The sequence below is a fragment of the Actinomadura roseirufa genome, assembly GCF_900659635.1.
GTDB lineage: Bacteria > Actinomycetota > Actinomycetes > Streptosporangiales > Streptosporangiaceae > Spirillospora > Spirillospora roseirufa.
On record NZ_CAACVB010000030.1, the window covers coordinates 1 to 25,122 of the forward strand.

Below are 25,122 nucleotides of genomic sequence, written 5' to 3' on the forward strand. Positions count from 1 at the left end.
GTGCTCGGCGAGCCCGACGCGCTCCAGCCATCCGGCGGCGGCGCGGCGGGCGGCGCGCCTGCCCGCGCCCTGGCAGCGCGGCCCGAACGCGACGTTGTCGAGCGCGCTGAGATGCGGGAAGAGCCGGTAGTCCTGGAAGACCATGCCGATGCCGCGCCGCTCGGGCGGCAGCGGGCGCAGGTCGGTTCCGTCGACCCGGACGTGCCCGCCGGCGAGCGGGACGAGGCCGGCGAGCGCCCGCAGCGCCGTGCTCTTGCCCGCGCCGTTCGGGCCGAGCAGCGCGACGACCTCGCCGGGCGCCGCGGTGAGGGTGAGATCCAGGTCGAACGCGCCGCGCCGCACGACGAGCCGCGCGTCCAGCCCCGCGTCCGGCCCCGCGTCCAATCCCGCGTCCGGGCCGCCGGTGCCGGTCACGTGGTGCTCACCCACCGGTCGCGCAGCGCGGCCAGCACGAGCACCGAGACGGCGAGCAGCACCAGGCTGAGCACGATCGCCGCCTGCGGGTCGGTCTCCAGCGCCAGGTAGACGGCCAGCGGCATGGTCTGCGTCCGGCCGGGGAAGTTGCCCGCGAACGTGATCGTCGCGCCGAACTCGCCGAGCGCGCGGGCCCAGCACAGGATCGCGCCCGCCGCGATGCCCGGCGCGACGAGCGGCAGCGTGACCCGGTGGAAGATCGTCCAGCGGCTCGCGCCGAGCGTGGCGGCGGCCTCCTCGTAGCGCAGGTCGGCCGCGCGCAGGGCGCCCTCCACGCTGATCACCAGGAAGGGCATCGCGACGAACGTCTCGGCCAGCACCACCCCGGCCGTGGTGAACGGGAACGTGATCCCGAACGTCTCGTCCAGCCAGCGGCCGGCCAGCCCGCGCCGGCCCAGCGCCAGCAGCAACGCGACGCCGCCGACGACCGGGGGAAGCACCAGCGGCACGGTGACCAGCGCCCGGACGAGGCGCGCGCCCGGGAACGGCACCCGCGCCAGCACCCACGCCAGCGGCACGCCGAACAGCAGGCACAGTCCCGTGGCGAGGGTCGCGCTGACCAGTGACAGCCGCAGCGCCTCCAGGACCTGCGGCTCCCCCAGCCGGGTCCCGAGCGTCGACCACGGCGCGCGGACGAGCAGCCCCGCGAGCGGCAGCACGAGGAAGGCGAGCCCGGCCAGGGCGGGCAGGACGAGGATCCACGGCGGCCGGCCCGGCAGCCGGTCGGCCGCCGGAGCCCGGCCCGGCGGGCGCCTCCGGAGGCTCACCATCGCCCGGACGGCCTCACGGCGACTCGAACCCCGCCCGCGTCAGCTCCGCCCTCCCCACGGGGCCCAGCACGAGCTGGACGAACTCCTTCGCCAGCGCGGCGTGCGGCGCCTTGGCCACCGTGGCGATCGGATAGTCGTTGATCGCCTTGGCGGACTCGGCGAACTCCACGCCCTTTACCTGCCCGGTCGCCGCGCGCGCGTCGGTGCGGTACACGAGCCCGGCGTCGGCCTCCCCGAGCCGCACCTTGGTGAGGACGGCCTTGACGTCCTGCTCCTGCGAGGCGGGCCGCACCGTGACACCGGCCGCGCCCAGCGCCTTCTTCGCGGCGGCGCCGCAGGGGACCTGCTCGGCGCACAGCACGACCTTCAGGCCGGGACGGGCGAGATCGCTCACCTTCGCGACCTTGCCGGGGTTGTCGCCGGGAACGGCGATGACCAGGCGGTTGCGGGTGAAGACCTGCGGCGCGGCGGCGTCGCCCGCGTCGGTCACGGTCTTCATGGTGGCGGGGCTGGCGGCGGCGAACACGTCCGCGGGCGCGCCCTGGGTGATCTGCTGGGCCAGCCCGGAGCTGCCGCCGAAGTTGAACTTGACCTTCACCCCGGGGTGGGAGCCCTCGAAGGACTTCCCGAGGGCGGTGAAGGTCTCGGTGAGCGAGGCCGCGGCGAAGACGGTGAGGGTCCCGCCGCCGCTCGGGCCGCTCGGGCGGGACTCGTCGTCCCCGCCGGTGTCGCCGCAGCCCGCCGCGCCCGCGAGCACGGCGGCCGCCAGGGCCGCGACGGCGGCCGGGATGCGCTTGAACACGTGTCCTCCTCGGGGGGAGCCGGGGTCAGCCCGGCTCGGCGACTTCGACGACGACGTTGGTGGACTTCACGACGGCCTCCGCGACCACGCCCACGCGCAGCCCGAGCTCGTCGGCGGCCTCCCGGCTCATCAGCGAGACCACGCGGAACGGGCCGGCCTGGATCTCCACCTGGGCCATCACCCCGTCCCGGACGACCTCGGTGACGATGCCGCGCAGCCGGTTGCGCGCCGAGGAGAACCGTTCGGCCTGGTCGGGCGGGCCGGCCGTGCCCGCGCCCTGGCGCGCCTGGCCGCGCACGAACGCGGCGAGCTCGGTGCCCGGGACCCGCCGGTGGCCGTGCTCGTCGCGCTCGGCCGGCAGGCGCCCGCCGTCCACCCAGCGCCGGACGGTGTCGGCGCTGACGCCGAGCAACGCCGCCGCCTCACTGATCCTGAACGTCGTCACGCGCCCAGGTTAGCGCCTCGCTTCTGCGAGCCCTGCATCGCCTCAAGGCTGGAAGATGCAAGGCCATCGGTGCGACATCTCTGGCATCTGCGCTACCCATGGACCTTCGGGACAGCGCCCGTCAGCCCTTCCCATCGGACCGGTCAGCGGGCCGTCGCGCCGTCGCTCGGATCCGGCCGGACGGCGAGCACCTGGGCGATCATTCCGATCGTCGCCCAGTCCACCAGCCCCTCCCGGACGATCCGGCCGAACGGGCGGACCTCGACGCGGGTGATCTCACCGTCGGCGGCCACGCCCTGCGGGCCCGCCGCGCGGAGCCGTGCCAGCTCGCCCGCGGTGACCTCGGCGGAGAACAGGTGCGCCCGGTGCGCGGACGTAGTGGCGGCGACCTGGCGCGCGCCGTGCGCGCGCAGCCGGTCGGGCGCGAGGACCAGCCCGGTCTCCTCGGCCACCTCCGCCACCGCCGTCCGCAGCGGCCCGCCCGGCCCGGACCCGCCGGGCAGCTCGTGCACGAACCCGTCCGCCGCGGCGCCCGGGACGCGGAACTCCCGTACGAGCGCCACCTCGGTCTCCTCCGGCGCGGCGGGCGGGCCGTGCAGCACGACGACCGAGATGTCCGGCCGCGCGATCACGATCTCGTTGTCCTTCACCCGGTCCTCCGCCGCGACGTGGACCCGCGCGTGCAGGCCCCAGTACACGCCGAAGCGGAACACCACCCGCGCGCCGACCAGGACGTTCCCCGCGCCGCGCTGCGCCGCGTACCAGCGCTGGAACGGCTCGCCGCGCCACAGCAGCAGCGGCACCTCCCGCTCGCCGCCCGTCCGCGGCGCGCCGGTCCCGATCCGGTCGAGCGCCGCCGCCACGGTGCCCGGCAGGTCGTCGGCGACGGGCACGCCGCGCTTGCGCGCGTAGTGCAGCAGATAGCGGTTGCCGGGCGCGTCCGGCGGGGCGCCGAACACCGCGCGGCCGCTGTCGTGCCACATGCCCCACTCCACGTTGGTCGTGAAGGCGGGCATGGTCACGGGCTCGCGCGGCACGTAGAACAGGACCTCGTCCGACAGGTGCAGGCAGCGCTCCTCCCACTCGACCTGACCGGTGTAGTCGGCGTACCGCCGGCGTGGGTCCTCGGGCACGAAGACCACGAGCCGCCCGCCGCGCCAGCCGCGGCGCAGCTCGGCGACCGCGTCCGGCCGCCAGGACGGGACGGCGGCGTCGCGGGGCGTGGGCCCGGCCAGGAACACCGCCGCGTCCCAGGCGTCCGGCGGCTCCTCCCGGGCGTGGACGACGTGAACGTCAGGCGCCATGAAGCCGGTTTCCTCTCAATGCGCCGTAGAGCGTCGCGCTTGGGGCGGTCCGCTCCGGGTAAAGGGGTTTCACACCAAGAATCACACAGCCGGATCAAGAGGAGCGATCATGGCTGGGACCAGACGGGCACCGCGCGCCCGGAGCATCACCGCCGGGATGCTGCTGGTGGTACTCGGGCTGTGGGGCGGGTCGCTGCCCTTCGCCGGCCCCTACCTCGACTTCGGATTCGCACCGGACGACCCGTGGGTCTTCGACACCGGCCGGCTGCAGCTCAGCATCGCGCCGGCCGCGGCCACCGTCCTCGGCGGCCTCGTCGTGCTCGCCGGGGGCCGCCGCGCCGTCGTGGCCGCCGGCGCGGCGCTCGCGGTGCTGGGCGGGGCCTGGTTCACGGTCGGCGGACCGGTCGCCGCGCTGTGGGACGTCCACGGCGTGGGCGATCCGCTCGGCGCGCAGGAGGGGCGGCGGGTCGCCGAGCAGCTGTCCGGATTCACCGCCCTCGGCGTCGTCATCGTGTTCCTCGGCGCGCTGGCGCTCGGCCGCGCCACCGGCGCCGGGGCCCGGGAGGCCGAGGCGTCCGGCGAGCCGCCCGAGGGCGACCACAAGACGACGCAGCCGCTGGTGTACGGGCGTTACGCCCGGCAGAACACCCCGCCCGGTCCGGTGCCCCGCCCGGCGCCGCCGTTCCCGGGCGACCGGCCCGTGGCGGGCGAGCGGGGCCGTCCCGACCTGTAGCCGCCCCGTCCGTGACCGGGCCGGGCGGCGGGCTACTTCCTGGCGTTCTTGCCGCGCTTCTCGCGGATCTTCATCGTGATGTCCAGCGGCGTGCCCGCGAAGCCGAACTCCTCGCGCAGCCTCCGCTCGATGAACCGCCGGTACCCCTCCTCCAGGAACCCGGAGGTGAACAGCACGAACCGCGGCGGCCGCACCCCCGCCTGCGTCGCGAACAGCACGCGCGGCTGCTTGCCGCCGCGCACCGGGTGCGGGTGGGAGTTGACCAGGTCGGCGAAGAACTGGTTGAGCTTGGACGTCGGGACGCGGGTGCTCCAGCCCTCCAGCGCCGTCTCGATACCGGGAACCAGCTTCTCCATGTGCCGGCCGGTCTTGGCGGAGACGTTCACCCGCGGCGCCCACCGCGCGTTGTGCAGCTGCCGGTCGATCTCGCGCTCCAGGTAGTGGCGGCGCTCCTCGTCCAGCAGGTCCCACTTGTTGTAGGCGACGACCAGCGCCCGGCCCGACTCCACCACCATCGTGATGATCCGCAGGTCCTGCTCGGCGAGCGGCTCGGCGGCGTCCACCAGCACGACCGCGACCTCGGCGCGTTCCAGCGCGGACTGGGTCCGCAGCGTCGCGTAGAAGTCGGCGCCCTGGTTCTCCCGGTGCCGCCGCCGGATGCCCGCCGTGTCGATGAACCGCCAGGTCCGGCCGCCGAGCTCGATCATCTCGTCGATCGGGTCGCGGGTCGTGCCCGCCACGGCGTCCACGACGGCGCGGGTCTCCCCCGCCAGCTGGTTCAGCAGGCTGGACTTGCCGACGTTCGGCCGGCCCAGCAGCGCCACCCGGCGCGGGCCGTCCGGCTCGCCGAACGTCTCGGCGGGAGCCGGGGCGGGCAGCGCCGCCAGCACCGCGTCGAGCAGGTCGCCGCTGCCGCGCCCGTGCAGGGCGCTGACCGGGTGCGGCTCGCCGATGCCGAGCGACCACAGCAGCGCCGCGTCCGCCTCGGCGCCCACGTCGTCGACCTTGTTGGCCACCAGCACCACCGGCTTGCCGGCGCGGCGCAGGATCTCCACCACGGCCTCGTCCACGTCGGTGGCGCCCACGGTCGCGTCGACCACGAACATCACGACGTCGGCGAGGTCGACCGCGAGCCGCGCCTGCTCGGCGATGGCCGCGGCCAGCCCGGACGCGTCCGGCAGCCAGCCGCCGGTGTCGACGACCGTGAACCGCCGTCCCGACCAGGTCGCGTCGTAGGCGACCCGGTCGCGGGTCACGCCCGGCACGTCCTCCACGACGGCCTCACGGCGCCCGAGGATGCGGTTGACCAGGGTGGACTTGCCGACGTTCGGGCGTCCCACGACGGCCATGACCGGCGCGGGGCCGGTGTCCTCGTCGACGTCCTCGACGACGTCGACCGTCTCGATCTCGTATTCGCTCACTGTCTCGTCCCCACGGGCCTGCGGGCGCCCGCTCACTCCTGCTCTTTGGCGAGGCGGACGACCGCCTCGATGACCTCGTCGAGCGTCAGCTCGGTCGAGTCGATCTCGTGCGCGCCCGCGGCCACGGCCAGCGGCGACGCCCGGCGGGTGGAGTCCAGCCGGTCCCGGCGGGCCTGCTCGTCCAGCGTGACGGTCACCGAGGCGCCCGGGTCGGCCGCCAGGTCCTTCGCGCGGCGCCGCGCGCGCACCTCGTCGCTGGCGGTGAGGTACACCTTGACCGGCGCGTCCGGGGCGACGACCGTGCCGATGTCGCGGCCCTCCACCACGATCCCCCCGGCCCCGATGATCTCCCGCTGCAGCTCCACCAGCCGCGCGCGGACCGCCGGGACGGCGCTGACGGCGCTGACGGCGTTGGTGACCTCGCGGGTGCGGATCGGCCCGGACACGTCCGCGCCGTCCACGGTGATCGTGGGCCCGTCGGGGTCGGTGCCGGACTCGAGCACCGGGTCCTGGGCCCGCGCCGCCACGGCGGCGGCGTCCTCCACCGGCACGCCGTTGCGCAGCATCCACCACGTCACGGCGCGGTACATCGCACCGGTGTCGAGGTAGCGCAGCCCGAGCGCGCGGGCGACGCCCTTGGACGCGCTGGACTTGCCCGACCCGGAGGGGCCGTCCATGGCGATGACGAGCGGCACGATCGCTCCTTCTCTCTGCGTGGGTGCCCGCCGGCGGCGGGCGGGCGGCGTTCAGCGCCGCGCCGGTGCGTGAGTACGTGTCCCTCGTACAGGTCCCTCGTACAGGCCCCAGCCCATCAGGCTACCGGGCCGCGGCCACCGCCACGGCCCGTCCGGGCCCCGGGAGGCCGCTACCCGGGGACCGACCAGCCGCGGCCGCGCAGCTCGGTGGCCAGCCGCTCGGCCTCGCCCGGCACGACCGAGATCTCCAGGACGCCCAGCGGGCGGCCCGGCGAGTGCTCGATCGTCACGTCCTCGATGTTGACCCCGGCGATCCCCGCCGCCTGGAAGATCATCGCCAGCTCGCCGGGGCGGTCCGGGATGACCACCTGGACGGTGGCGTAGGCGGAGGCGTCCCCGCCGTGCTTGCCGGGGATCCGGGACCGGCCCGCGTTCCCGCGCAGCAGCAGGTCGGCGACGTGCCGGGCGGCCTCCTCGCTGCCGTCGCGCAGCAGCGAGGCGGCCACGGCCAGGTCGGTGGCGACGGCCTCCAGCACGTCCGCGACGGACGCCGCGTTCGCCGACAGGATCCCGATCCACAGCCGCGGGTCGCCGGCCGCGATCCGGGTGACGTCCCGCACGCCCTGCCCGGACAGGCCGAGCGCCACGTCGTCGGCGCCGGTGAGGCGGGCCGCGACGGCGGCCGACACCACGTGCGGCGCGTGCGAGACGAGCGCGACGGCCCGGTCGTGCTCGGCCGCGTCGACCGTCACCGGCATCGCGCCGCAGTCCCGGGCGAGGGCGGTCACGGCCGCGACCGCCTCCGGCGCGGTCCGCGGCGTCGCGCACAGCGCCCACGGACGGCCGAGGAACAGGTCGGCGCGGGCCGCCGACGGCCCGGACCGCTCGCTCCCGGCCAGCGGGTGCCCCGGCACGAACGCGGACAGGTCGCAGCCCAGCTCGGCGGCCTGCTCCAGCGGCAGCCGCTTGACGCTGGCCACGTCGGTGTAGGCGGCGGCCAGGCCGCGCTTCTGCGCGTCCAGGAGGCCGACGGCGACCGCGGCGGGCGGCACGGCCAGCACCGCCAGGTCGGCGGGCCGGTCCAGGGCGCCGTCCGGCAGCGGTTCGCCCGCGCCGAGCTCCACGGCCATCGCCAGTGCCGCGGGGTCACGGTCGGCAAGCAGGACCTCGGCGCCGCGCTCGCGCACGGCCAGCGCGATCGAGGTGCCGATGAGCCCCGTCCCGATCACGACGACGCGGCCGAGCGCGCCGCCTCCGGGCTCGCCGCCCGCGCCCGCGGGCCCGGAGGCCCCCACCTGGTTCACGCTGCCCTCGTCCTCGCTGCCCTCGCTCACGGCGGCCACCCTACTGCGCGATGTCGAGGCGCAGGGCCGTCGCGCCGCGCAGGTACACGTGCTGGATCTCCGACCGCGGCCGGGCGGTCTCCACGTGCGCCATCAGCCGGATCACCCGGGGCAGCGCGTGCGGGACGCCGATCTCGGTCGCGCACAGCAGCGGCACCTCGTGGAACCCCAGCTTGCGCGCGGCGAGCGCCGGGAACTCCGCCGTCAGGTCCGGCGTCACCGTGAAGATCACGCTGATGACGTCGTCGGTGCTCAGCTCGTTGCGGGCCATCACCTCGGCGACCAGCTCCGCCGTCGCCGAGAGGATCTGGTCCCGCTCGTCGGCGTCGATCTGCGTCGCCCCACGGACCGCGCGTACCGCCACAGCTCGTTCCCCTCCTCGTCCTCGGTCCGCCCGGCCTACAGGCCGACGGCCTTGTACAGCTCGCCCACCTCGTGGACGGTCAGCGCCCGCATCGTCCCCGGCTTCAGCGAGCCGAGCTTGATCGGGCCGAACTCGATGCGCGCCAGCTGCTGCACCGGGAAGCCGACCTCCTTCAGCAGCCGCCGGACGATGTGCTTGCGCCCCTCGTGCAGGGTGATCTCCACCAGGATCCGCCTGCCGACCTGGTCGAAGATGCGGAACCGGTCGGCCTTGGCGGGGCCGTCGTCCAGCGTCACCCCGGCCCTGAGGCGCTTGCCGAGGTCGCGCGGGATCGGCCCGTGCACCTCGGCGAGGTAGGTCTTGAAGACGCCGTAGCTCGGGTGGGTCAGGCGGTGCGAGAGCTCCCCGTCGTTGGTGAGCAGGATCAGGCCCTCGGTGTCGGTGTCGAGGCGGCCGACGTGGAACAGCCGCTCGGGCACGTCCACGTAGTCGGCGAGGGACTTGCGGCCCCGCTCGTCGGCCATCGTGCTCACCACGCCGCGCGGCTTGTTGATCGCGTAGTAGCGCATCTCCGCGCGGGTCTCGACCCGCTTGCCGTCGACGTGGATGACGGCGCTGCGCGGGTCGACGCGCTCGCCGAACCGGAACACCTTCTTCCCGTCGACCGTGACGCGGCCCTCGCCGATCAGCTCCTCGCAGTGGCGGCGGCTGCCGATCCCGGCCTCGGCCAGCACCTTCTGCAGGCGCACGCCCTCGTTCTCGGTCACTTGTCCTCAACTATGTCGTCGGGCAGGTCGTCGGGCAGGTAGGGGGCGAGCTCGGGCAGCTCGTCGAGATCGCGCAGCCCCAGCCGCTCCAGGAAGTACCCGGTGGTGCGGTAGAGGTGCGCCTGCGTCTCCGGCTCCTGCCCGACGTCCTGGATCAGGCCCCGCAGCATCAGGGTCCGCATGACCCCGTCGCTGTTGACGCCCCGGATCGCCGACACGCGCGCGCGGCTCACCGGCTGCCGGTAGGCCACGACGGCGAGCGTCTCCAGCGCGGCCTGGGTGAGCCGCGCCTGCTGGCCGTCGGTGACGAACCGTTCCACCACCGGGGCGCACGCGTCCCGGGTGTAGAACCGCCATCCGCCGGCGGCCTCCCTCAGATCGAACCCCCGGCCCTGCGCGGTGTATTCCGCGGACAGCTCGCGCAGCGCGGCGCCGATCTCGGCGCGCGGCCGCTCCAGGAGCTGCGCCAGCGTGATCTCGGCCACCGGCTCGTCCACCACGAGCAGGACGGCCTCGATCGAGGCCCGCACGCCGGGTGCCTCCGCCTCGCCGGCCGGGGCGGGCTCCTCAGTCATCGTCTCCCTCGTCCTTCCGGTCCTTCTCCGGTGCCCGGGCGCCCTCGTAGTCGTCGCCGACCTCGACGTCGCCCTCGTCGGTCCCGGTCCAGGTCACGTGCAGCTCGCCGAGCGGCTCCAGCTGCTCGAACGTGACGGCCCGCTCGCGGTAGAGCTCCAGCAGCGCCAGGAACCGCGCGACGACCTCGTAGGTGCCCTCGGCGTCGGCCGCCAGCACCCGGAAGGTGGTCTTGCGGAGCCGCCGCAGCCGCGCCACCACGATCGCGGCCTGCTCCTTGACGCTGGCGCTCGGCTGGTACATGTGCTCGACCGACACCGACGGCGGCGCCTTGGGGGTGAGCGCCTTGGCCGCCAGCCGTGCGAACTGCTCGGGGCCGAGGCCGAGCAGCACCTCCGGCAGCAGCCCGGCGAAGCGCGGCTCCATCGGCACCAGCCGCGGGAACCGCCGGTCCTGCTCGGCGATCCGCCCGGCGATCACCTGCGCGACCTCCTTGTACGCGCGGTACTGCAGCAGCCGCGCGAACAGCAGGTCGCGGGCCTCCAGCAGCGCCAGGTCCTCCTCGTCGTCGACCTCGCCGGAGGGGAGCAGGCGGGCGGCCTTGAGGTCCAGCAGGGTCGCGGCGACCAGCAGGAAGTGGCTGGCCTGGTCGAGGTCCCACTCCCGGCCGTGCGACCGGATGTGCGCGATGAAGTCGTCGGTGACCTTGTGCAGCGACACCTCGGTGATGTCGAGCTTGTGCTTGGAGATCAGGCCGAGCAGCAGGTCGAAGGGGCCCTCGAAGTTGTCCAGGTGGACGCGGAACCCCTGGCCGTCCTGCTCCTGCGCGGCCTCCCGGGCGGGCGGCGTCGCGTCCACGTCGCCCACGGTAGCGGAGGCCACGCCGTCCTCCCTCTCCTGCGGCTGTGCGGTCACCGGCCACATCGTCCCACGCCCGGCGGGCGCGCGCACCGCGGACGATCACCCGGGGTGACGGCGCGCCGCCGGGGTCAGGGCGCCCGCCGCCCGCTCAGCCGGCGGGCGAGGTCCTCCAGGTAGGGCCGGGTGAACAGCCGCGATCCGCTGATCTCCAGGTCCCCGCCGGTGATCGGGCCGCCCTGGATGGCCGGCGCGGACAGCACCCGGCCGCCGGCGACCATCGCGATCCGCCGGCCGGGCGAGCCGTCGGGACGCGCCGCAGCCTGCCCGCTCATCCGGCCGAATCCGGCGGCGTCGGCCCTGGTCAGCGTCAGCGCGAGGCGCCAGCCGGACTGCCCGTGCGCGGCGTCGGGGCCCAGGATCCGCAGGCGTTCCAGCCGCCGCACCGTCATCGCGGACGCGCCCAGGCGGTAGCAGGTGGCCTCCTCGGGGTCCGGGAGCATCCCGGCCGCGCAGGGCGCCGGCGCGGTCGCGGCGACCTCCTGGAACGTCAGCGGCTCGCGCAGGTCCACGGGCCCGCCCGCGGCGGGGTCCTCGTCCTCGCCGCGCAGGACCAGGAACCCGATGACGCCCGCGATCGCCAGGACGACGGCGGCCGCCCCTGCGAGCAGCACGATCACCAGGGTCCGCGGGCCGCCCGCGCGGGGCGGCGGGAACCCCGGAGGCGGAAACCCCGGGGGCGGCGGCGGAAACCCGGGAGGCGGCGGCGGAGCGGACGGCGGGCCAGGGGGATGGGCCATGCGAATCCCTACGGCTGCTCGGCGGCGCGGAAAGATCGTTGGCAGTCTAGGACGTTCCGGCGGGGGTCAGGAACCCGCGCGCAACCGCCGCACCAGCGTGCTGTTCTCGCCGTGCACCTCGACGTCGGAGATCATCATGGCGACGGCCTCGCGGACGAGCCGCCCCCGGTCGACGGCCAGCGCGTGGTCGGCGCGCAGCGCCAGCCGGAGCTGTTCCAGCGCCAGCAGCTCGTCCGAGGACAGGTACACCGTGATCTTGGAGTCATGGCGTTGCCGGCCGGTCGGCCGGCGGACCGGGTCGGGCGGCGGCGGCGCGGTCGGGCGGAAGATCTCCTCGACACCGGGCAGCCTTACCCGACGTGAGCCCACCTCTCGAGCACCTCCCGTGCCAGGCCCCGGTACGCGTTGGCACCCATCGAGTTGGGGTCGAAGTACGTGATCGGCTCCCCCGCCACGGTGGCGTCGGGGAACCGCACCGTGCGGTTGATGACGGTGTGGAAGACCTTGTCGCCGAACGCCTCGACGATGCGGCCGAGGACCTCGCGGGTGTGCAGCGTCCGCGAGTCGTACATCGTGCCGAGGACGCCGTCGATGACGAGCTCGGGGTTGATCCGGCCCTGCACCTTGTCGATGGTCTCCATCAGCAGCGCCACCCCGCGCATGGCGAAGTACTCGCACTCCAGCGGGATCAGCACGCCCTCGCTGGCGGCCAGCGCGTTGACCGTCAGCAGGCCGAGCGACGGCTGGCAGTCGATGAGGATGTAGTCGTAGTGCGGCACGGCCGACTTCAGCGCCTGCTGCAGGATGTACTCGCGGCCCACCTCGTGGACGAGCTGCACCTCCGCGCCGGACAGGTCGATGTTGCTCGGCAGCAGGTCCATCCCGTCGACGCCGGTCTCGATGACGACGTCCTCCCACTCGGTGTCGGCCTCGAGCAGCAGGTTGTGGATCGTGATGTCGAGCTGGCGCGGGTCGCCCTTGCCGAGACCGACCGACAGGGCGCCCTGCGGGTCGAAGTCGACGAGCAGGACGCGGCGGCCGTACTCGGCGAGCGCGGCGCCCAGGTTGATCGTCGTGGTGGTCTTGCCGACGCCGCCCTTCTGGTTGCAGATCGCGACGATCCGCGCCGGCCCGTGCTCGGCCAGCGGCTCCGGCTCCGGGAACACGGGCACGGGTCGCTGGGTGGGCCCGAGGGCTCGGCTCGGGTCGGTCTCTATGGTGGCGGAGGAGAGAACCCCCTCCGCTGCCTTCGTGCTGGTCACCAGATTCCTCCGCGGCGGGCCCGGAATTGCCATCCAGAACGGGGACTCTAGGCCCCCTCTCTCCGCCTCACAAGCCGACGCGCGCCGATCGTCGGGATTTGTCAGCTCCTCGCGCGCGGATGGGACGTGGCATAGACCTCGCGCAGCACCTGCACGGTGACCAGGGTGTAAACCTGCGTCGTCGTCACGGAGGCGTGCCCGAGCAACTCCTGCACCACCCGCACGTCCGCTCCCCCGTCCAGCAGATGCGTGGCGAAGGAATGACGGAGCGTGTGCGGGGAGACCTCGCTCAGCCCGGCCCGGTCGGCAGCGGCGCGCAGCACCATCCACGCGCCCTGCCGGGACAGCCGCCCGCCGCGGGCGTTGAGGAACAGCGCCGGCCCGCCGCGGCCCGCGCGGGCGAGCTCGGGGCGGGCCCGCACGAGGTAGGCGTCCACCGCCGCGCGGGCGTAGTCGCCGATGGGGACGACCCGCGCCTTGCCGCCCTTGCCGGCGACGCGCGCGAACCCCTCGCGCAGGTCGAGGTCGTCGACGTCCAGGCCGACCGCCTCGGAGATGCGGGCGCCCGACCCGTACAACAGCTCCAGCAGGGCGCGGTCGCGCAGCCCGCGCGCGGTGCCCGCCTCACCCTCGGCAGGTCCCGCGGCGACGGCGAGCAGCCGTTCCACCTCGTCCAGGCCGATGGCCTTGGGCAGCCGCCGCGGCGGGGTGGGCGGCTTGACGTCGTGGGCGGGGTCGCCCGCGGCCAGGCCCTCGCGCAGCGCGAAGCGGTGCAGGCCCCGCACGGCGACCAGCGCGCGCGCCGCCGAGCCCGCCGACAGCGGCGGGTGCTCCTCGTCACCCTCGCGCAGTCCGACGAGGAACGCGCGGACGTCGTCCTCGGTGATCTCACCGATGGCGGTGCGGCCCCTCGCCTCCTGGACGAGCACGTATCGGCGCAGGTCACGCCGGTAGGAGCTGAGGGTGTTGGCGGCGAGCCCCCGCTCGACGGCGAGGTGTCCCAGGTAGGTGCCGACGGCGGAGCCGAGGGCCGAGCCCGTGCCGGCGTCGTCTGCGGGGGGCCGTGCCACGCTGCGGCCGGTCGTGCTCGGGGACAGTGCGGCACCTCTTCCGGCGGTGGGCGTCCGGCGGCCCGGGCTGGGGCCGGCCGTCGGGGACGTGCCCATCATGCCGCGTCCCGGGGTGCGGGGAGACCCTCATCCGGGGCGAGTCGGACGCCCCCGCCCGCGGCGGGCGGGCGGGGGGCGCGGTCAGTCCTCGGGGGCGTCCACGGGCCGCAGGCCGCCGTACCCGGAGGCCCGCGCGGCGTGCGCGGCGAGGATCCCCGTCGCGGCCACCATGTTGTGCACCTCGCCCGCGAGGACCTTGCGGACGGCCTCGTCCAGCGGCACCCACACGACGGGCATGTCGGCCTCCTCGTGGACCCGCTCGAAGTCGATCTGGTCGGCGGGCACCTCGGTGAGACCGCGGGCCAGGAAGATCCGCACCCGCTCGTCGGACATGCCGGACGAGGGGAACACGTCGACCAGCGTGTCCCACCGCTCGGCGCGGTATCCGGCCTCCTCCAGCAGCTCGCGCTCGGCGAGCTTGTGCGGGGGCTCGCCGGCCACGTCCCGCAGGCCCGCGGGCGCCTCCCACAGCAGCCGCGCGACGGGGTGCCGGTACTGGCGCAGCAGCAGGACGCGCTCGCGGTCGTCGAGGGCGAGGACGCCCACCGAGCCGGGATGCACGATGACGTCCCGCCCGACGATCTCGACGCCGTCGCCGCGGGGCATCTCGACCCGGTCGCGGCGGACGTCGAACACGTGCCCCTCGAACGCGGTGGACTCCTCGGTGACCGTCCAGCGCTCGGGCCGGTCGCGGACGTCGCCGGGGCCGAGGCCGCTCACGGCGCGGTCACCCGGCCGAGGCCGCTCTCGCCGCTGCGGGCCTCGGCGTAGTCGATCGCGGCCGACACCAGGCCGCTGAACAGCGGATGCGGCCGTGTCGGCCGGGACCGGAACTCCGGGTGCGCCTGGGTGCCCACGAAGAAGGGGTGCTGGTCGCGGGGCAGCTCGACGTACTCCACGAGCCGCCCGTCGGGCGACAGGCCGCTGAAGCGCAAGCCCGCCCGCTCGAGCCGGTCGCGGTAGGCGTTGTTGACCTCGTACCGGTGCCGGTGCCGCTCGGAGACCTCGGCCGCGCCGTACAGCGCCCGGACGACCGACCCTTCGGCGAGGTCGGCCCGGTAGAGGCCGAGCCGCATCGTGCCGCCCATGTCGCGCTCGCCGGCGACCACGTCGACCTGGTCGGCCATGGTCGCCACGACGGGGTTTCCGGTGGCGGCGTCGAACTCGGCGCTGCCGGCGTCGGCGAGCCCGCCGAGCGTGCGGGCCGCCTCGATGACCATGCACTGCAGGCCGAGGCAGATGCCGAGCAGCGGCACCCGGTTCTCCCGGGCGTACCGGACGGCACCGAGCTTGCCCTCGATGCCGCGCACCCCGAACCCGCCGGGGACGAGCACGCCGTCGACGCCGTCAAGCTCGCGCTTGGCGCCGTCGGAGGTCTCGCAGTCGTCGCTCTTGACCCAGCGGATGTGGACCTTGGCGTCGTTGCCGAACCCGCCGTGCCGCAGCGCCTCGGTGACCGACAGGTAGGCGTCGGGCAGGTCGATGTACTTGCCGACGAGCGCGATGGTGACCTCGCGGGCGGGCCGGTGCACGCGGCGCAGCAGCTCGTCCCAGGCGCCCCAGTCGACGTCGCGGAACGGCAGGCCGAGCCGCCGGACGACGTAGGCGTCCAGCCCCTCGGCGTGCAGCACCTTGGGGATGTCGTAGATGCTGGCGGCGTCCACGGCCGACACCACGGCCTCGCGGTCGACGTCGCACATCAGGCTGATCTTGTGCTTGAGCCCGTCGGTGATCGGCCGGTCGGACCGGCACACGATCGCGTCGGGCTGGATGCCGATGGAGCGCAGCGCGGCGACCGAGTGCTGCGTCGGCTTGGTCTTCAGCTCTCCGGACGGGCCGATGTAGGGCAGCAGCGACACGTGCAGGAAGAAGCAGTTCTCCCGGCCGATCTCGTGCCGGATCTGCCGGACCGACTCCAGGAACGGCAGCGACTCGATGTCGCCGACGGTCCCGCCGACCTCGGTGATGACCAGGTCGACGGGGGCGCCGTCCCGGGTGGTCGCCATCCCCCGGATCCGGTCCTTGATCTCGTTGGTGATGTGCGGGATCACCTGGACGGTGTCGCCCAGGTACTCCCCGCGCCGCTCCTTGGCGATCACGTTGGAGTACACCTGGCCGGTGGTGACGTTCGCGGACCCGTGCAGCTCGGTGTCGAGGAACCGCTCGTAGTGCCCGATGTCCAGGTCCGTCTCGGCGCCGTCGTCGGTGACGAACACCTCGCCGTGCTGGAACGGGTTCATCGTGCCGGGATCGACGTTGAGGTAGGGGTCGAGCTTCTGCATGGTGACCCGGAGGCCGCGAAGCGCGAGAAGCCGCCCGAGGCTCGACGCCGTCAGTCCCTTGCCGAGGCTGGAGGCGACACCGCCGGTGACGAACAGATGCTTGGTAGGACGTGACCTACCAGTGGCTGCCGAAGGCAAGAAGACACTCCCGTGGTCGTTACGAGGCGGACGGTACCGCACTGTCCACGGGCCACCAGGATAACAGCCGCCCACGGGTGCACCGTCCCGGGACGCGCCTCCCCACCGCGCCCCTCCCCTGGTCAGAAGCCACAAGCCCCCACAAACCCCGCCCCGCCCCCACCCCACAGACCCCCAACAAAAGGGTGCCGAGCGCCCCTTCCCCCCAGATAAGACGCCCCCCAAAGAGCCACCCCAAACGCCCCCACCACCCCAAAAATCACACAAGAACCCGGCACCGCCCGCGCAGCGATCCGAGCCCGAACCCGCAACCTGATCACCCAGCGCGGCACCTCGAGCCCGAGCCCGCCCGCCCCTCGCGGCGACCCGCTCCGACCAGGTGCGAAGCAAAACGAGAACCCGATCGCACACCGCCCCCCAGACGAGCCGAAGCGACGCAGCAACCCCCGCGGCGCCGACCGACGAAGGACGCCCAGCCCCAACACCGCAACACGCCCAAGGATCACGGGCGGAGCCCCGTCCAAGCGGAGCAAGAACCGATCGCGTGGCGAACCCTCACACGAACCGAAAGCACACAACGGTCGCCCCGCCCCTCAGCGAAGGACGCGCCCACCACCCAACGCCGCCAAACGGCGCCCCCGAAGCCCCAGTTTGCCCCCGGCCCGCAACGACCCAACGCCGCGATCGCGTGCGAAACCAGGTTCAAGCGAAGCGAGAACCTGATCGCGCAGCGAGCCCCCCAAGCAAGCCGAAGCGATGCCAACGATCACCGCAGCGTCCACACAAAAAGGACGCCCGACGCCAAGAACACCGCGACAAACGACCCGGCCTGAAGCTCAGCCCGCAACGACGCACCGCTGCGATCGCGTGCGAAGCCAGGTTCGAGCGTGCGAGAACCTGATCGCGCAGCGAGCCCCCAGGCGAGCCGGAGCGATGCCAGCGATCGCGCAGGTCCCGTTGAAGGAGGGCGCCCCAGCGCCCGACGCCGAGGGTCCTGCTTAGATTCTGGGAGCCGCCGTGGGCATGATCGTGCGTAGTTGTCGGGTGAGTTCGTCGATGAGCGAGCGGGCCTGGTCGGCGGCGGTGCGGGCGGCGTCGCGTTCCTGGGACAGTTCGGCGATCGAGGCGCGCTGTTCGGTGACGGCCTGGGCGAGCTGGTCGACCCATTGGTCGCGTTCGGCGAGCTTCTCGGCGATGGCGTCGCGTTCGGCGGCCATCTGGCGCATGCCGGCGACGGCCTTGTCGCGTTCGCGTCCGGCCTGGTCGGCGCGGCCGCGGGCGAGGGTCAGCTCGGACTCGGTGCGGGCCTGGGCCTGGACGGCGGCTTCGCGACCGCGTTCGGCGGCCTCTCTGGCCTTGGCGTTGGTGTCGCGTTCGCGTTCGGCCTTCTTGGCGGCTTCGAGCGAGTGCGCGGCGGTGTCGAGGGCCTGCTGGCGTTCGGACTCGGCGACGTCCGCGCGGCGTTCGGCGTCCTGGGCACGGCGTTCGGACTCCTGGGCGCGGCGCTCGGACTCTTGGGCGCGGCGCTCGGATTCGGCGGCGCGGCGTTCGGCGGCGTCGGCGCGGCGGCGCGTCTCGTCGGCCTCCTTGCCGGCGGCGACGACGGCGTGCTGGAGGTTCTGAGAGGTCATCTCCGCGTCGGTGACCTTGGCGCGGAGCGCGGCGAGCTCGGCGTGGGCCGATTCCAGGGCGCGGGACAGTTCGGACGCCTGGTCGGTGACGCGGTCGCGTTCGGCTTCGGCGGAGCGGCGGCCGGTGACGGCGTCCTCGACGGCGCGGAGCGCGTCGTCGCGGGCTTCGCTCATCGCGTCGCGCTGCTGGATCGCCTGGCGGACGGTGGCCTCGGCCTCGGCGACGCGGCGTTCGGCCTGCTCGGCCTGGGCCTGCGCCTGTTCCATCTGGGCGCGTGCCGCGTCGGCCTGCGCGCGCGCCTGGTCGGCCTGGACGCGCGCCTGCTCGGCCTGGCCACGGGCCTGGTCGGCCTGGGCGCGGCCCTGCTGGGCCTGGTTCCAGGCAGAGGCCGCGTCGCGCTGGGCCGTCTCCTTCTCGCCCTGGATCGCGGCGATCTGGGCGACGGCCTCGTTCTGGACCTCGGCGGCGCGGCGCTCGGCGTCGGCGACCTGGCGTTCGGCGTCGACGGCACGGCGGTCGGCCTGCTCGGCCTGACCACGGGCGCGCTGCACCTCACCCCACGCCGCCGCCGCGTCCCGCTGCGCCGACTCCTTCTCCGCCTGGACGGCCGCGATCTGCGAGGCGGACTCGGTCTGCGCCTCGGCGACACGGCGTTCGGCGTCGACGGCACGGCGGTCGGCCTGCTCGGCCTGACCACGGGCGCGCTGCACCTCACCCCACGCCGCCGCCGCGTCCCGCTGCGCCGACTCCTTCTCCGCCTGGACCGCGGCGATCTGCGAGGCGGCGTCGGTCTGCGCCTCGCTGACCTTGCGCTCCCCGGCGGCGAGCGCGTCGCCGATGAGGTCGGCCATCTGGCGGAGCCGCTCGACGATGTCCCAGGGCTGGGCCTCGGGCTGCTCGACCTCGGGGCGCGCGGGCTCCGGTTTCGGCTTGGCCATCTGTATCGGCTGCTGGGCGGCCGGCACGGGCACGTCGGACCCGCGGCCGGGGTCGAGTCCCATCGCGGGCCAAGGGGAGCCCGCGTCCGGGACTCCGCGCGAACCACCCGATCCGTTCAGCTCACTCACTGTGTTCCTCGCCTGGCGGCTCGGAGCCGCGTTCGCGGGGCCGTCATGGTCATGGTGCTCGCTTCACTCCTCGCCCTACGGCTCGTCGCTTCGCTCACGAAAGGCACTCTAGTGCCGAGCCGCGGAACGTTTGCCCAGTTTGGGGTTTGCTTTCGTGATCCTCGTGACGAGTTCGCGCACGCCGGGGGCCTGATCAAGGCCCGTGGGCGCCCGTGGACAGGGCGCTACGGTGCCGCGCGTCACATCGGGTGGGCGCGGCGACACGCGACCGGAAATTCACGGCGCGGCGGCGCCGGACACGGCCCGGGAGGGAGAAACGCGGGTCGTGGGGGACCCGGTGGGAGAATCGCGCACCATGGAGCTTCGCACCCTGTATCCGCCGATCGAGCCGTACGACTCCGGGCTGCTCGACGTCGGCGACGGCAATCAGATCTACTGGGAGGTCTGCGGGAACCCGGGCGGCAAGCCCGCGGTCATGCTGCACGGCGGCCCCGGCGGCGGGTGCACTCCGGCGCATCGCCGCCAGTTCGACCCCGAGGCGTACCGGATCGTTCTGTTCGACCAGCGCAACTGCGGGCGAAGCCTGCCGCACGCCAAGGATCCGGAGGTGTCGCTCGAGGCGAACACCACCTGGCACCTGGTGGCGGACATGGAGCGGCTGCGCGAGCACCTGGGGATCGAGCGCTGGCTGGTGTTCGGCGGGAGCTGGGGCAGCGCGCTGTCGCTGGCGTACGCGCAGAAGCACCCGGAGCGGGTGACGGAGCTGGTGCTGCGCGGCATCTTCACGCTGCGGCCGTTCGAGCTGTACTGGTTCTACCAGGAGGGCGCCTCGCTGCTGTTCCCCGACCTGTGGGAGAAGTACGTCGAGCCGATCCCCGAGGACGAGCGCGAGGACCTTCTCTCCGCCTTCCGGGAGCGGCTCGACTCGCCGGACGGCGAGGTGCGGGTCGCGGCGGCCCGGGCGTGGTCGACGTGGGAGGGGTCGACCCTCACGCTGCGGCCGGACCCGGAGCTGGCGGCGGAGTTCGCGGAGCCGGACTACGCGGTGGCGTTCGCGCGCATCGAGAACCACTACTTCGTCAACGAGGGCTTCTTCGAGGACGAGCAGCTCATCCGTGACGTGGACCTGATCCGCCACATCCCCGCGGTCATCGTGCAGGGTCGCTACGACGTGTGCACGCCGGCCGCGACGGCCTGGGACCTGCACCGCGCCTGGCCCGAGGCGGAGTTCCACATGGTGGACGACGCGGGGCACGCGTTCAGCGAGCCGGGCATCCTGCACCGTCTCATCGAGGCGACGGACCGCTTCGCCCGCTGAGGCACGGCGGGGTCCCGCGCCCGCGCGAGGCCCCGCACCCGCTTACTCCGCGGCAAGCCGAGCCTTACTAAAGGTTGAATGACGCCTGCGCTCGGCGGCACGCTTCAGGGGTACCAAACAGGGATGATGAGGACGCATCGTTTCTCACCCGGCCCGGTGACACCGGGTTCGGCGGGTGAGCCGGACGACCTCAGCGGACACAGCGCGACGCCCGTGGCCGGTCCGGCGTTGACCGCGAATCCACGTGATTCACCTCACACAACCGATACATAAATTCTCTCGCCAATCGGCGGCAGAACACTAAAGTGACGCGCAGACCGGCCGCACGCGGTTCCGGACGCCTTTTCGGCAGTCCCGCCTGCGTAGCAGGGAGAAAAGGTCATCCCGTCGGCGCGTTAACACCGCTAAGAAATCCTCGGAACGAGCCAAGCGTATTGCCATACCCACTTCCGGATGCCGCCAAACATCACCTAGATAACAATCAAGAGCAGCATCCACGGGATTTCGCTAAGTTTCCTGGATATGGCAGCGCAACCCCTGGAAACACCGACCCGACGCCCCGACCGTGACGAGACGAACGTGGACGTGCAACTCCAGGAGCCGAGCCTCTCCGATGGCCCCGCGCTCTGGCGCCTCGCCCGGGACTCACGAGTCCTGGACGTGAACTCGCCCTACAGCTACACCCTTTGGTGCCGCGATTTCGCCGACACTTCGGTGGTGGCTCGGGTGGACGGGGTGCCGCGCGGGTTCATCACCGGTTACGTCCGTCCGGCCGAGCCCGACACGTTCTTCGTCTGGCAGGTGGCCGTGGACGCCTCGCACCGCGGCCGGGGCCTGGCCCGCGACATGCTCGACCGGCTCGGCGACCGGCTCGCCGCCCGTGGCCACCGTTTCCTGGAGGCGACGGTGACCCCTGGCAACAAGGCTTCCACCGCGATGTTCGAGTCGTTCGCCCGGGACCGCGGCTGCCCGCTGGAGCGCGGCCCCCTGTTCGGTGCGGAGCACTTCCCCGGCGGGGCGCACGAGCCCGAGGCACTGTTCCGGATCGGCCCGTTCAGCGCCGCCGGGTGACCGCGGCCTCCCCGACCATCCTGTCCGTTCCTCTTCACTCCCCACCTGCCGGAGGCAGATCATGGACGTTTTCGCCCGAATGGAATCGGAAGTACGCGGCTACTGCAGAAGTTGGCCGGCGGTGTTCACCACCGCCCAGGGCAGCCACATCACCGACGAGAACGGACGGACCTACCTCGATTTCTTCGCCGGCGCGGGAACGCTCAACTACGGGCACAACGACCCGCAGCTGAAACGCCGCCTGATGGACTATCTGGCCAGGGACGCGATCGTGCACAGCCTGGACATGTACACGACCGCGAAACGGGAGTTCTTGGAACGGTTCAACGAGTATGTGCTGAGCCCTCGCGGGCTCGACTACAAGGTTCAGTTCCCCGGTCCGGCGGGCAACCACTCGGTCGAGGCGGCGCTGAAACTGGCGCGCAAGTACACCGGCCGCGAGACGATCGTCGGCTTCACCAACGCCTTTCACGGCATGACGCTCGGCGCGCTCGCCGTCACCGGGAACTCGATGAAGCGGACCGGCGCGGGGGTACCGCTGGGCCATGGCGTGGCCATGCCCTACGACAACTACCTCGACGGCCGCACGCCCGACTTCCTGCTGTTCGAGACGATGCTGGACGACAGCGGCAGCGGGCTGGACAAGCCCGCCGCGGTGATCGTGGAGACCGTGCAGGGCGAGGGCGGCATCAACGTGGCCACCGCCGAGTGGCTGCGCGGCCTGCAGGACCTGTGCCGCCGGCACGACATCCTGCTCATCGTCGACGACGTGCAGATGGGCTGCGGCCGCACCGGGCCGTTCTTCAGTTTCGAAGAGGCCGGGATCACGCCCGACATCGTCTGCCTGTCCAAGTCGCTGAGCGGCTACGGGCTGCCGTTCGCGGTCACGCTGATGCGGCGCGAGCTGGACGTGTGGGAGCCGGGCGAGCACAACGGCACCTTCCGCGGGTTCAACCCGGCGTTCGTCACCGCGGTCGGCGCGCTGGAGGACCACTGGACCGGCGCCGGGATGGAGAAGCAGACCCTCGCCAAGGGCCAGCAGGTGGAGACGGCGCTGAACGAGATCGCGCTGGCGCACGCCGGGGCGGTCGACGCGGTCCGCGGCCGCGGCCTCGCCTGGGGCCTGGTCATGAGCGACGCCGCGCTCGCGCCGCGGGTGTGCGCGGAGGCGTTCGAGCGCGGGCTGCTGATGGAGACCTCCGGGCCGGAGGGCGAGGTGGTCAAGCTGCTGCCGCCGCTCACCACCACCGAGACGGAGCTGTCCCGCGGGCTGGAGATCATCGCCGACTCGGTGGAGGCCGTCCGGGCGAAGGTGGCCGTCTGAGCGCGACGCCCGTGCCGGACGACGACGCACACGAAAGAGGAGATTCATGATCGTTCGTTCCCTCGCCGAGACCGTCGGCACCGACCGCGAAGTCCGGGCCGAGACCTGGTCCAGCCGCAGGCTCGTGCTGGCCAAGGAGGGTGTCGGGTTCTCGCTGCACGACACGGTGCTGTACGCGGGCACCGAGACGCGGATGTGGTACGCGAACCACATCGAGGCCGTCTACTGCATCGAGGGCCAGGGCGAGCTGATCAACGAGGAGACCGGCGAGAAGCACCACATCGAGCCCGGGGTGATGTACCTGCTGGACGGGCACGAGCACCACACCCTGCGGGCCCACACCGACGTGCGGACCGTCTGCGTCTTCAACCCGCCCTGTACGGGCCGGGAGGTCCATGACGAGAACGGGGTCTATCCCCTGCTCACCGAGGAGGACGCCTGATGAGCATCATCGAGTCGCACCCGTCCATCGACGACGCCTACCCCACCCGCAAGGCCGCCGAGGCCGCGCTGCTGTACCGGCAGGACCCGGTCGTGTACGGCGGACCGCAGGACGGTCCCATCGACGCCGCGACGCTGGAGTCGTTCGACGCGAACGGGTTCCTGTCGGTGGACGCGCTGCTCGCGCCGGAGGAGGTCGAGGACTACCGGGCCGAGCTGCGCCGGCTGGCCTCGGACCCGGTGATCCTGGCCGACGAGCGCACGGTGACCGAGCGCGGCTCGGACGAGGTCCGCTCCATCTTCGAGGTGCACCGGATCAGCGAGGTGTTCGCCGCGCTCGTCCGCGACCCGCGGGTGGTCGGCCGGGCCCGGCAGCTGCTCGGCTCGGACGTGTACGTCCACCAGAGCCGCGTCAACTACAAGCCGGGGTTCACCGGCAAGGACTTCTACTGGCACTCCGACTTCGAGACCTGGCACGCCGAGGACGGCATGCCGCGGATGCGCGCGGTGAGCATCTCCATCGCGCTGACCGAGAACTTCGTGCACAACGGCGGCTTGATGATCATGCCGGGGTCGCACCGGACGTTCGTGGCGTGCGTCGGTGAGACGCCCTCCGACCACTACAAGGAGTCGCTGCGCGGGCAGGAGATCGGCACGCCCGATCCCAACAGCCTGTCGATCCTGGCCGACAAGCACGGCATCGAGCTGTTCACCGGCCCCGCCGGGTCGGCGACCATGTTCGACTGCAACTGCATGCACGGCTCCAACGGGAACATCACGCCGTTCCCGCGGTCCAACGTGTTCGTCGTGTTCAACAGCGTGGAGAACACCTGCGTCGAGCCGTTCTCGGCGCCGTCGCCGCGCCCCTCGTTCATCGGGGCCAGGGACTTCACTCCCGTCCACTGACCGGACGGTCCCGCCGGGCCCGGCCGGTCTGACACCGCCGGCCGGGCCCGGCGCCGGCACTCGCACCTCCCGCTCCTCCGCTCCCCACACCTCCGCTCCCCACCTCTGCTCCCCACCTCTGCTCCCCACCTCCCGCTCCCCTCCTCCCGCCCCGGTTTCCGCTCCCGCCCCGGTCTCCGCCCCCCGACCCCACCCCCGGTCCCGCGCCCGCGGGGGAACTCCCGCCCTTCGCGGGGCGCGGTGCCACAGCATCCAGGAGTTCAACGATGACTTCCTCCAGACGCGACTTCCTGCGCGGCGCCGTCCTGCTGTCGGCCGCGGTCCCGCTGGCCGCCGCGGGCTGCTCCACGACGGACCCCGGCGAGGAGCGCTCGGGCGGCGGCACCCTGGAGCGCGCCCGCTCGTCCGGCAAGATCACCGTCGGGTTCGCCAACGAGGCGCCCTACGGCTTCACCGACAAGTCGGGGAAGCTGACCGGCGAGGCGCCGGAGCTGGCCCGGGTCGTGTTCAAGGAGCTCGGCATCGGCAAGGTGGAGGGCGTGCAGGTCGACTTCGGCGGCCTGATCGGCGGGCTCAGCGCCCGCCGGTTCGACGTCATCGCGGCCGGCATGTTCATCACCCCCGAGCGCTGCGAGACGGTCGCCTTCTCCGACCCCGAGTACGTCGCCAAGAGCGCCTTTCTCGTCCGCAAGGGCAACCCGAAGGGGCTGCTCAAGCCGGAGGACCCGGGGAAGAAGGGGGTCAGGGTCGGGGTGCTGACCGGCGCCGTCGAGGGCGGATACGCGGAGAAGCACGGCGTGAAGAAGAGCAACATCAAGACGTTCGCCGACCAGGCCAGCGCCTTCGAGGGCCTCAAGGCGGGACGGGTCGACTGCGTCTGGCTGACCCGCATCTCGCTGGCGGACGTGCTGTCCAAGCATCAGGGCGAGCCGTACGAGGTCACCGCGCCGTTCGTCCCGGTCATCGACGGCAAGGAGCAGCTAGGCGCGGGGGCGTTCGCGTTCCGCAAGGCGGACGCGGACCTGCTCGCCGCCTTCAACGGCAAGCTGGCCGAGCTGAAGACGGGCAACCGGCTGCTGCCGGTGCTGCGGCCGTTCGGCTTCACCCAGGCGGAGGTCCCCGGCCCGGGCGACACCGCCGCCAAGTTCTGCAAGGGCTGAGCC

26 protein-coding genes are annotated in these 25,122 nt (G+C 73.2%); 7 read left to right on the plus strand and 19 right to left on the minus strand.

Annotated features, from left to right (window positions below; translation table 11 throughout):
* The 5 genes from E1291_RS09485 to E1291_RS09505 form a co-directional block, all read right to left on the minus strand.
* The coding region (locus tag E1291_RS09485) for an ATP-binding cassette domain-containing protein (protein WP_242614044.1) at positions 1-414 on the minus strand (414 nt) is incomplete at its 3' end.
* Positions 411-1,244 (minus strand): ABC transporter permease, encoded by an 834-nt coding sequence (locus E1291_RS09490; RefSeq protein ID WP_131737370.1) that lies wholly within the window; start codon positions 1,242-1,244, stop codon positions 411-413. The genes E1291_RS09485 and E1291_RS09490, both read right to left, overlap by 4 nt.
* A 13-nt stretch (positions 1,245-1,257) precedes the next feature.
* Positions 1,258-2,046, minus strand: a complete 789-nt coding sequence (gene modA, locus E1291_RS09495) for a molybdate ABC transporter substrate-binding protein (protein ID WP_207400649.1) — start codon at positions 2,044-2,046, stop codon at positions 1,258-1,260.
* 25 nt (positions 2,047-2,071) lie between these two features.
* Positions 2,072-2,491 carry a TOBE domain-containing protein gene (locus tag E1291_RS09500; protein ID WP_131737371.1) on the minus strand — a complete coding sequence of 140 codons (420 nt, stop codon included), beginning with the start codon at positions 2,489-2,491 and terminating at the stop codon, positions 2,072-2,074.
* Between the two features lie 143 nt (positions 2,492-2,634).
* Positions 2,635-3,795 (minus strand): nucleoside 2-deoxyribosyltransferase domain-containing protein, encoded by a 1,161-nt coding sequence (locus E1291_RS09505; RefSeq protein ID WP_131737372.1) that lies wholly within the window; start codon positions 3,793-3,795, stop codon positions 2,635-2,637.
* Positions 3,796-3,904: 109 nt separating this feature from the next.
* Between E1291_RS09505 and E1291_RS09510 the strand changes: the two genes are divergently transcribed.
* The gene (locus E1291_RS09510) at positions 3,905-4,528 is read left to right on the plus strand and encodes a hypothetical protein (RefSeq protein ID WP_131737373.1); all 624 of its coding nucleotides are present in this window, start codon (positions 3,905-3,907) and stop codon (positions 4,526-4,528) included.
* A gap of 32 nt (positions 4,529-4,560) precedes the next feature.
* Here the strand turns inward: E1291_RS09510 and der are convergent, their stop codons facing one another.
* From der to E1291_RS09580, 14 genes are all read right to left on the minus strand, one after another.
* A complete protein-coding gene (gene der, locus E1291_RS09515; RefSeq protein ID WP_131737374.1) occupies positions 4,561-5,949 on the minus strand; it encodes a ribosome biogenesis GTPase Der in 1,389 nt (462 codons plus the stop codon).
* Positions 5,950-5,981: 32 nt separating this feature from the next.
* On the minus strand, positions 5,982-6,644 hold the full coding sequence (gene cmk / locus E1291_RS09520) for a (d)CMP kinase (RefSeq protein WP_242614045.1): 663 nt from the start codon (positions 6,642-6,644) through the stop codon (positions 5,982-5,984).
* 170 nt (positions 6,645-6,814) lie between these two features.
* Positions 6,815-7,873: a prephenate dehydrogenase gene (locus E1291_RS09525; protein ID WP_242614050.1), complete on the minus strand. Its 1,059-nt coding sequence runs from the start codon at positions 7,871-7,873 to the stop codon at positions 6,815-6,817.
* Between the two features lie 115 nt (positions 7,874-7,988).
* Positions 7,989-8,351 carry a chorismate mutase gene (gene aroH / locus E1291_RS09530; RefSeq protein WP_131737375.1) on the minus strand — a complete coding sequence of 121 codons (363 nt, stop codon included), beginning with the start codon at positions 8,349-8,351 and terminating at the stop codon, positions 7,989-7,991.
* Positions 8,352-8,386: 35 nt separating this feature from the next.
* On the minus strand, positions 8,387-9,118 hold the full coding sequence (locus tag E1291_RS09535; protein ID WP_131737376.1) for a pseudouridine synthase: 732 nt from the start codon (positions 9,116-9,118) through the stop codon (positions 8,387-8,389).
* Positions 9,115-9,693 carry an SMC-Scp complex subunit ScpB gene (gene scpB, locus E1291_RS09540; RefSeq protein WP_131737377.1) on the minus strand — a complete coding sequence of 193 codons (579 nt, stop codon included), beginning with the start codon at positions 9,691-9,693 and terminating at the stop codon, positions 9,115-9,117. The genes E1291_RS09535 and scpB overlap by 4 nt, the downstream gene beginning before the upstream one ends.
* Complete coding sequence (locus E1291_RS09545; protein WP_242614051.1) at positions 9,686-10,549, minus strand: segregation and condensation protein A; 864 nt, start codon at positions 10,547-10,549, stop codon at positions 9,686-9,688. Before E1291_RS09545 ends, scpB begins: the two co-directional genes overlap by 8 nt.
* A 131-nt stretch (positions 10,550-10,680) precedes the next feature.
* Positions 10,681-11,223 (minus strand): SecDF P1 head subdomain-containing protein, encoded by a 543-nt coding sequence (locus E1291_RS09550; RefSeq protein ID WP_131737378.1) that lies wholly within the window; start codon positions 11,221-11,223, stop codon positions 10,681-10,683.
* Positions 11,224-11,415: 192 nt separating this feature from the next.
* Positions 11,416-11,679 (minus strand): hypothetical protein, encoded by a 264-nt coding sequence (locus E1291_RS09555; RefSeq protein WP_242614052.1) that lies wholly within the window; start codon positions 11,677-11,679, stop codon positions 11,416-11,418.
* Between the two features lie 20 nt (positions 11,680-11,699).
* The gene (locus E1291_RS09560; protein ID WP_242614053.1) at positions 11,700-12,566 is read right to left on the minus strand and encodes a ParA family protein; all 867 of its coding nucleotides are present in this window, start codon (positions 12,564-12,566) and stop codon (positions 11,700-11,702) included.
* 146 nt (positions 12,567-12,712) lie between these two features.
* Positions 12,713-13,681: a site-specific tyrosine recombinase XerD gene (locus E1291_RS09565; RefSeq protein WP_242614046.1), complete on the minus strand. Its 969-nt coding sequence runs from the start codon at positions 13,679-13,681 to the stop codon at positions 12,713-12,715.
* A 180-nt stretch (positions 13,682-13,861) separates the two neighbouring features.
* A complete protein-coding gene (locus E1291_RS09570) occupies positions 13,862-14,500 on the minus strand; it encodes an NUDIX domain-containing protein (protein ID WP_242614047.1) in 639 nt (212 codons plus the stop codon).
* On the minus strand, positions 14,497-16,200 hold the full coding sequence (pyrG, locus tag E1291_RS09575; protein ID WP_131737380.1) for a CTP synthase: 1,704 nt from the start codon (positions 16,198-16,200) through the stop codon (positions 14,497-14,499). The genes E1291_RS09570 and pyrG overlap by 4 nt, the downstream gene beginning before the upstream one ends.
* A gap of 998 nt (positions 16,201-17,198) precedes the next feature.
* A complete protein-coding gene (locus E1291_RS09580) occupies positions 17,199-18,833 on the minus strand; it encodes a coiled-coil domain-containing protein (protein ID WP_131737381.1) in 1,635 nt (544 codons plus the stop codon).
* Between the two features lie 421 nt (positions 18,834-19,254).
* Between E1291_RS09580 and pip the strand changes: the two genes are divergently transcribed.
* The 6 genes from pip (at position 19,255) to ehuB (ending at position 25,119) form a co-directional block, all read left to right on the plus strand.
* On the plus strand, positions 19,255-20,217 hold the full coding sequence (gene pip / locus E1291_RS09585) for a prolyl aminopeptidase (RefSeq protein ID WP_131737382.1): 963 nt from the start codon (positions 19,255-19,257) through the stop codon (positions 20,215-20,217).
* 522 nt (positions 20,218-20,739) lie between these two features.
* Positions 20,740-21,288, plus strand: coding sequence for a diaminobutyrate acetyltransferase (gene ectA / locus E1291_RS09590; RefSeq protein WP_131737383.1), 549 nt, complete (start codon positions 20,740-20,742; stop codon positions 21,286-21,288).
* A gap of 61 nt (positions 21,289-21,349) precedes the next feature.
* A complete protein-coding gene (gene ectB / locus E1291_RS09595) occupies positions 21,350-22,612 on the plus strand; it encodes a diaminobutyrate--2-oxoglutarate transaminase (protein ID WP_131737384.1) in 1,263 nt (420 codons plus the stop codon).
* 46 nt (positions 22,613-22,658) lie between these two features.
* Positions 22,659-23,054 carry an ectoine synthase gene (locus tag E1291_RS09600; protein WP_131737385.1) on the plus strand — a complete coding sequence of 132 codons (396 nt, stop codon included), beginning with the start codon at positions 22,659-22,661 and terminating at the stop codon, positions 23,052-23,054.
* Positions 23,054-23,959: an ectoine hydroxylase gene (thpD, locus tag E1291_RS09605; RefSeq protein WP_131737386.1), complete on the plus strand. Its 906-nt coding sequence runs from the start codon at positions 23,054-23,056 to the stop codon at positions 23,957-23,959. The genes E1291_RS09600 and thpD overlap by 1 nt, the downstream gene beginning before the upstream one ends.
* 266 nt (positions 23,960-24,225) lie before the next feature.
* Entirely contained in the window at positions 24,226-25,119 is an 894-nt protein-coding gene (ehuB, locus tag E1291_RS09610) for an ectoine/hydroxyectoine ABC transporter substrate-binding protein EhuB (RefSeq protein ID WP_131737387.1), read from the plus strand.
* Positions 25,120-25,122: the final 3 nt, after the last annotated feature.

Coding starts and splice junctions, on each gene's coding strand:
- E1291_RS09580 (WP_131737381.1), bottom strand. CDS start 18,833: ATGGGACTCGACCCCGGCCGCGGGTCCGACGTGCCCGTGCCGGCCGCC.
- scpB (WP_131737377.1), bottom strand. CDS start 9,693: ATGACTGAGGAGCCCGCCCCGGCCGGCGAGGCGGAGGCACCCGGCGTG.
- E1291_RS09600 (WP_131737385.1), top strand. CDS start 22,659: ATGATCGTTCGTTCCCTCGCCGAGACCGTCGGCACCGACCGCGAAGTC.
- E1291_RS09490 (WP_131737370.1), bottom strand. CDS start 1,244: ATGGTGAGCCTCCGGAGGCGCCCGCCGGGCCGGGCTCCGGCGGCCGAC.
- ectB (WP_131737384.1), top strand. CDS start 21,350: ATGGACGTTTTCGCCCGAATGGAATCGGAAGTACGCGGCTACTGCAGA.
- ehuB (WP_131737387.1), top strand. CDS start 24,226: ATGACTTCCTCCAGACGCGACTTCCTGCGCGGCGCCGTCCTGCTGTCG.
- ectA (WP_131737383.1), top strand. CDS start 20,740: ATGGCAGCGCAACCCCTGGAAACACCGACCCGACGCCCCGACCGTGAC.
- thpD (WP_131737386.1), top strand. CDS start 23,054: ATGAGCATCATCGAGTCGCACCCGTCCATCGACGACGCCTACCCCACC.
- pip (WP_131737382.1), top strand. CDS start 19,255: ATGGAGCTTCGCACCCTGTATCCGCCGATCGAGCCGTACGACTCCGGG.
- E1291_RS09510 (WP_131737373.1), top strand. CDS start 3,905: ATGGCTGGGACCAGACGGGCACCGCGCGCCCGGAGCATCACCGCCGGG.
- E1291_RS09505 (WP_131737372.1), bottom strand. CDS start 3,795: ATGGCGCCTGACGTTCACGTCGTCCACGCCCGGGAGGAGCCGCCGGAC.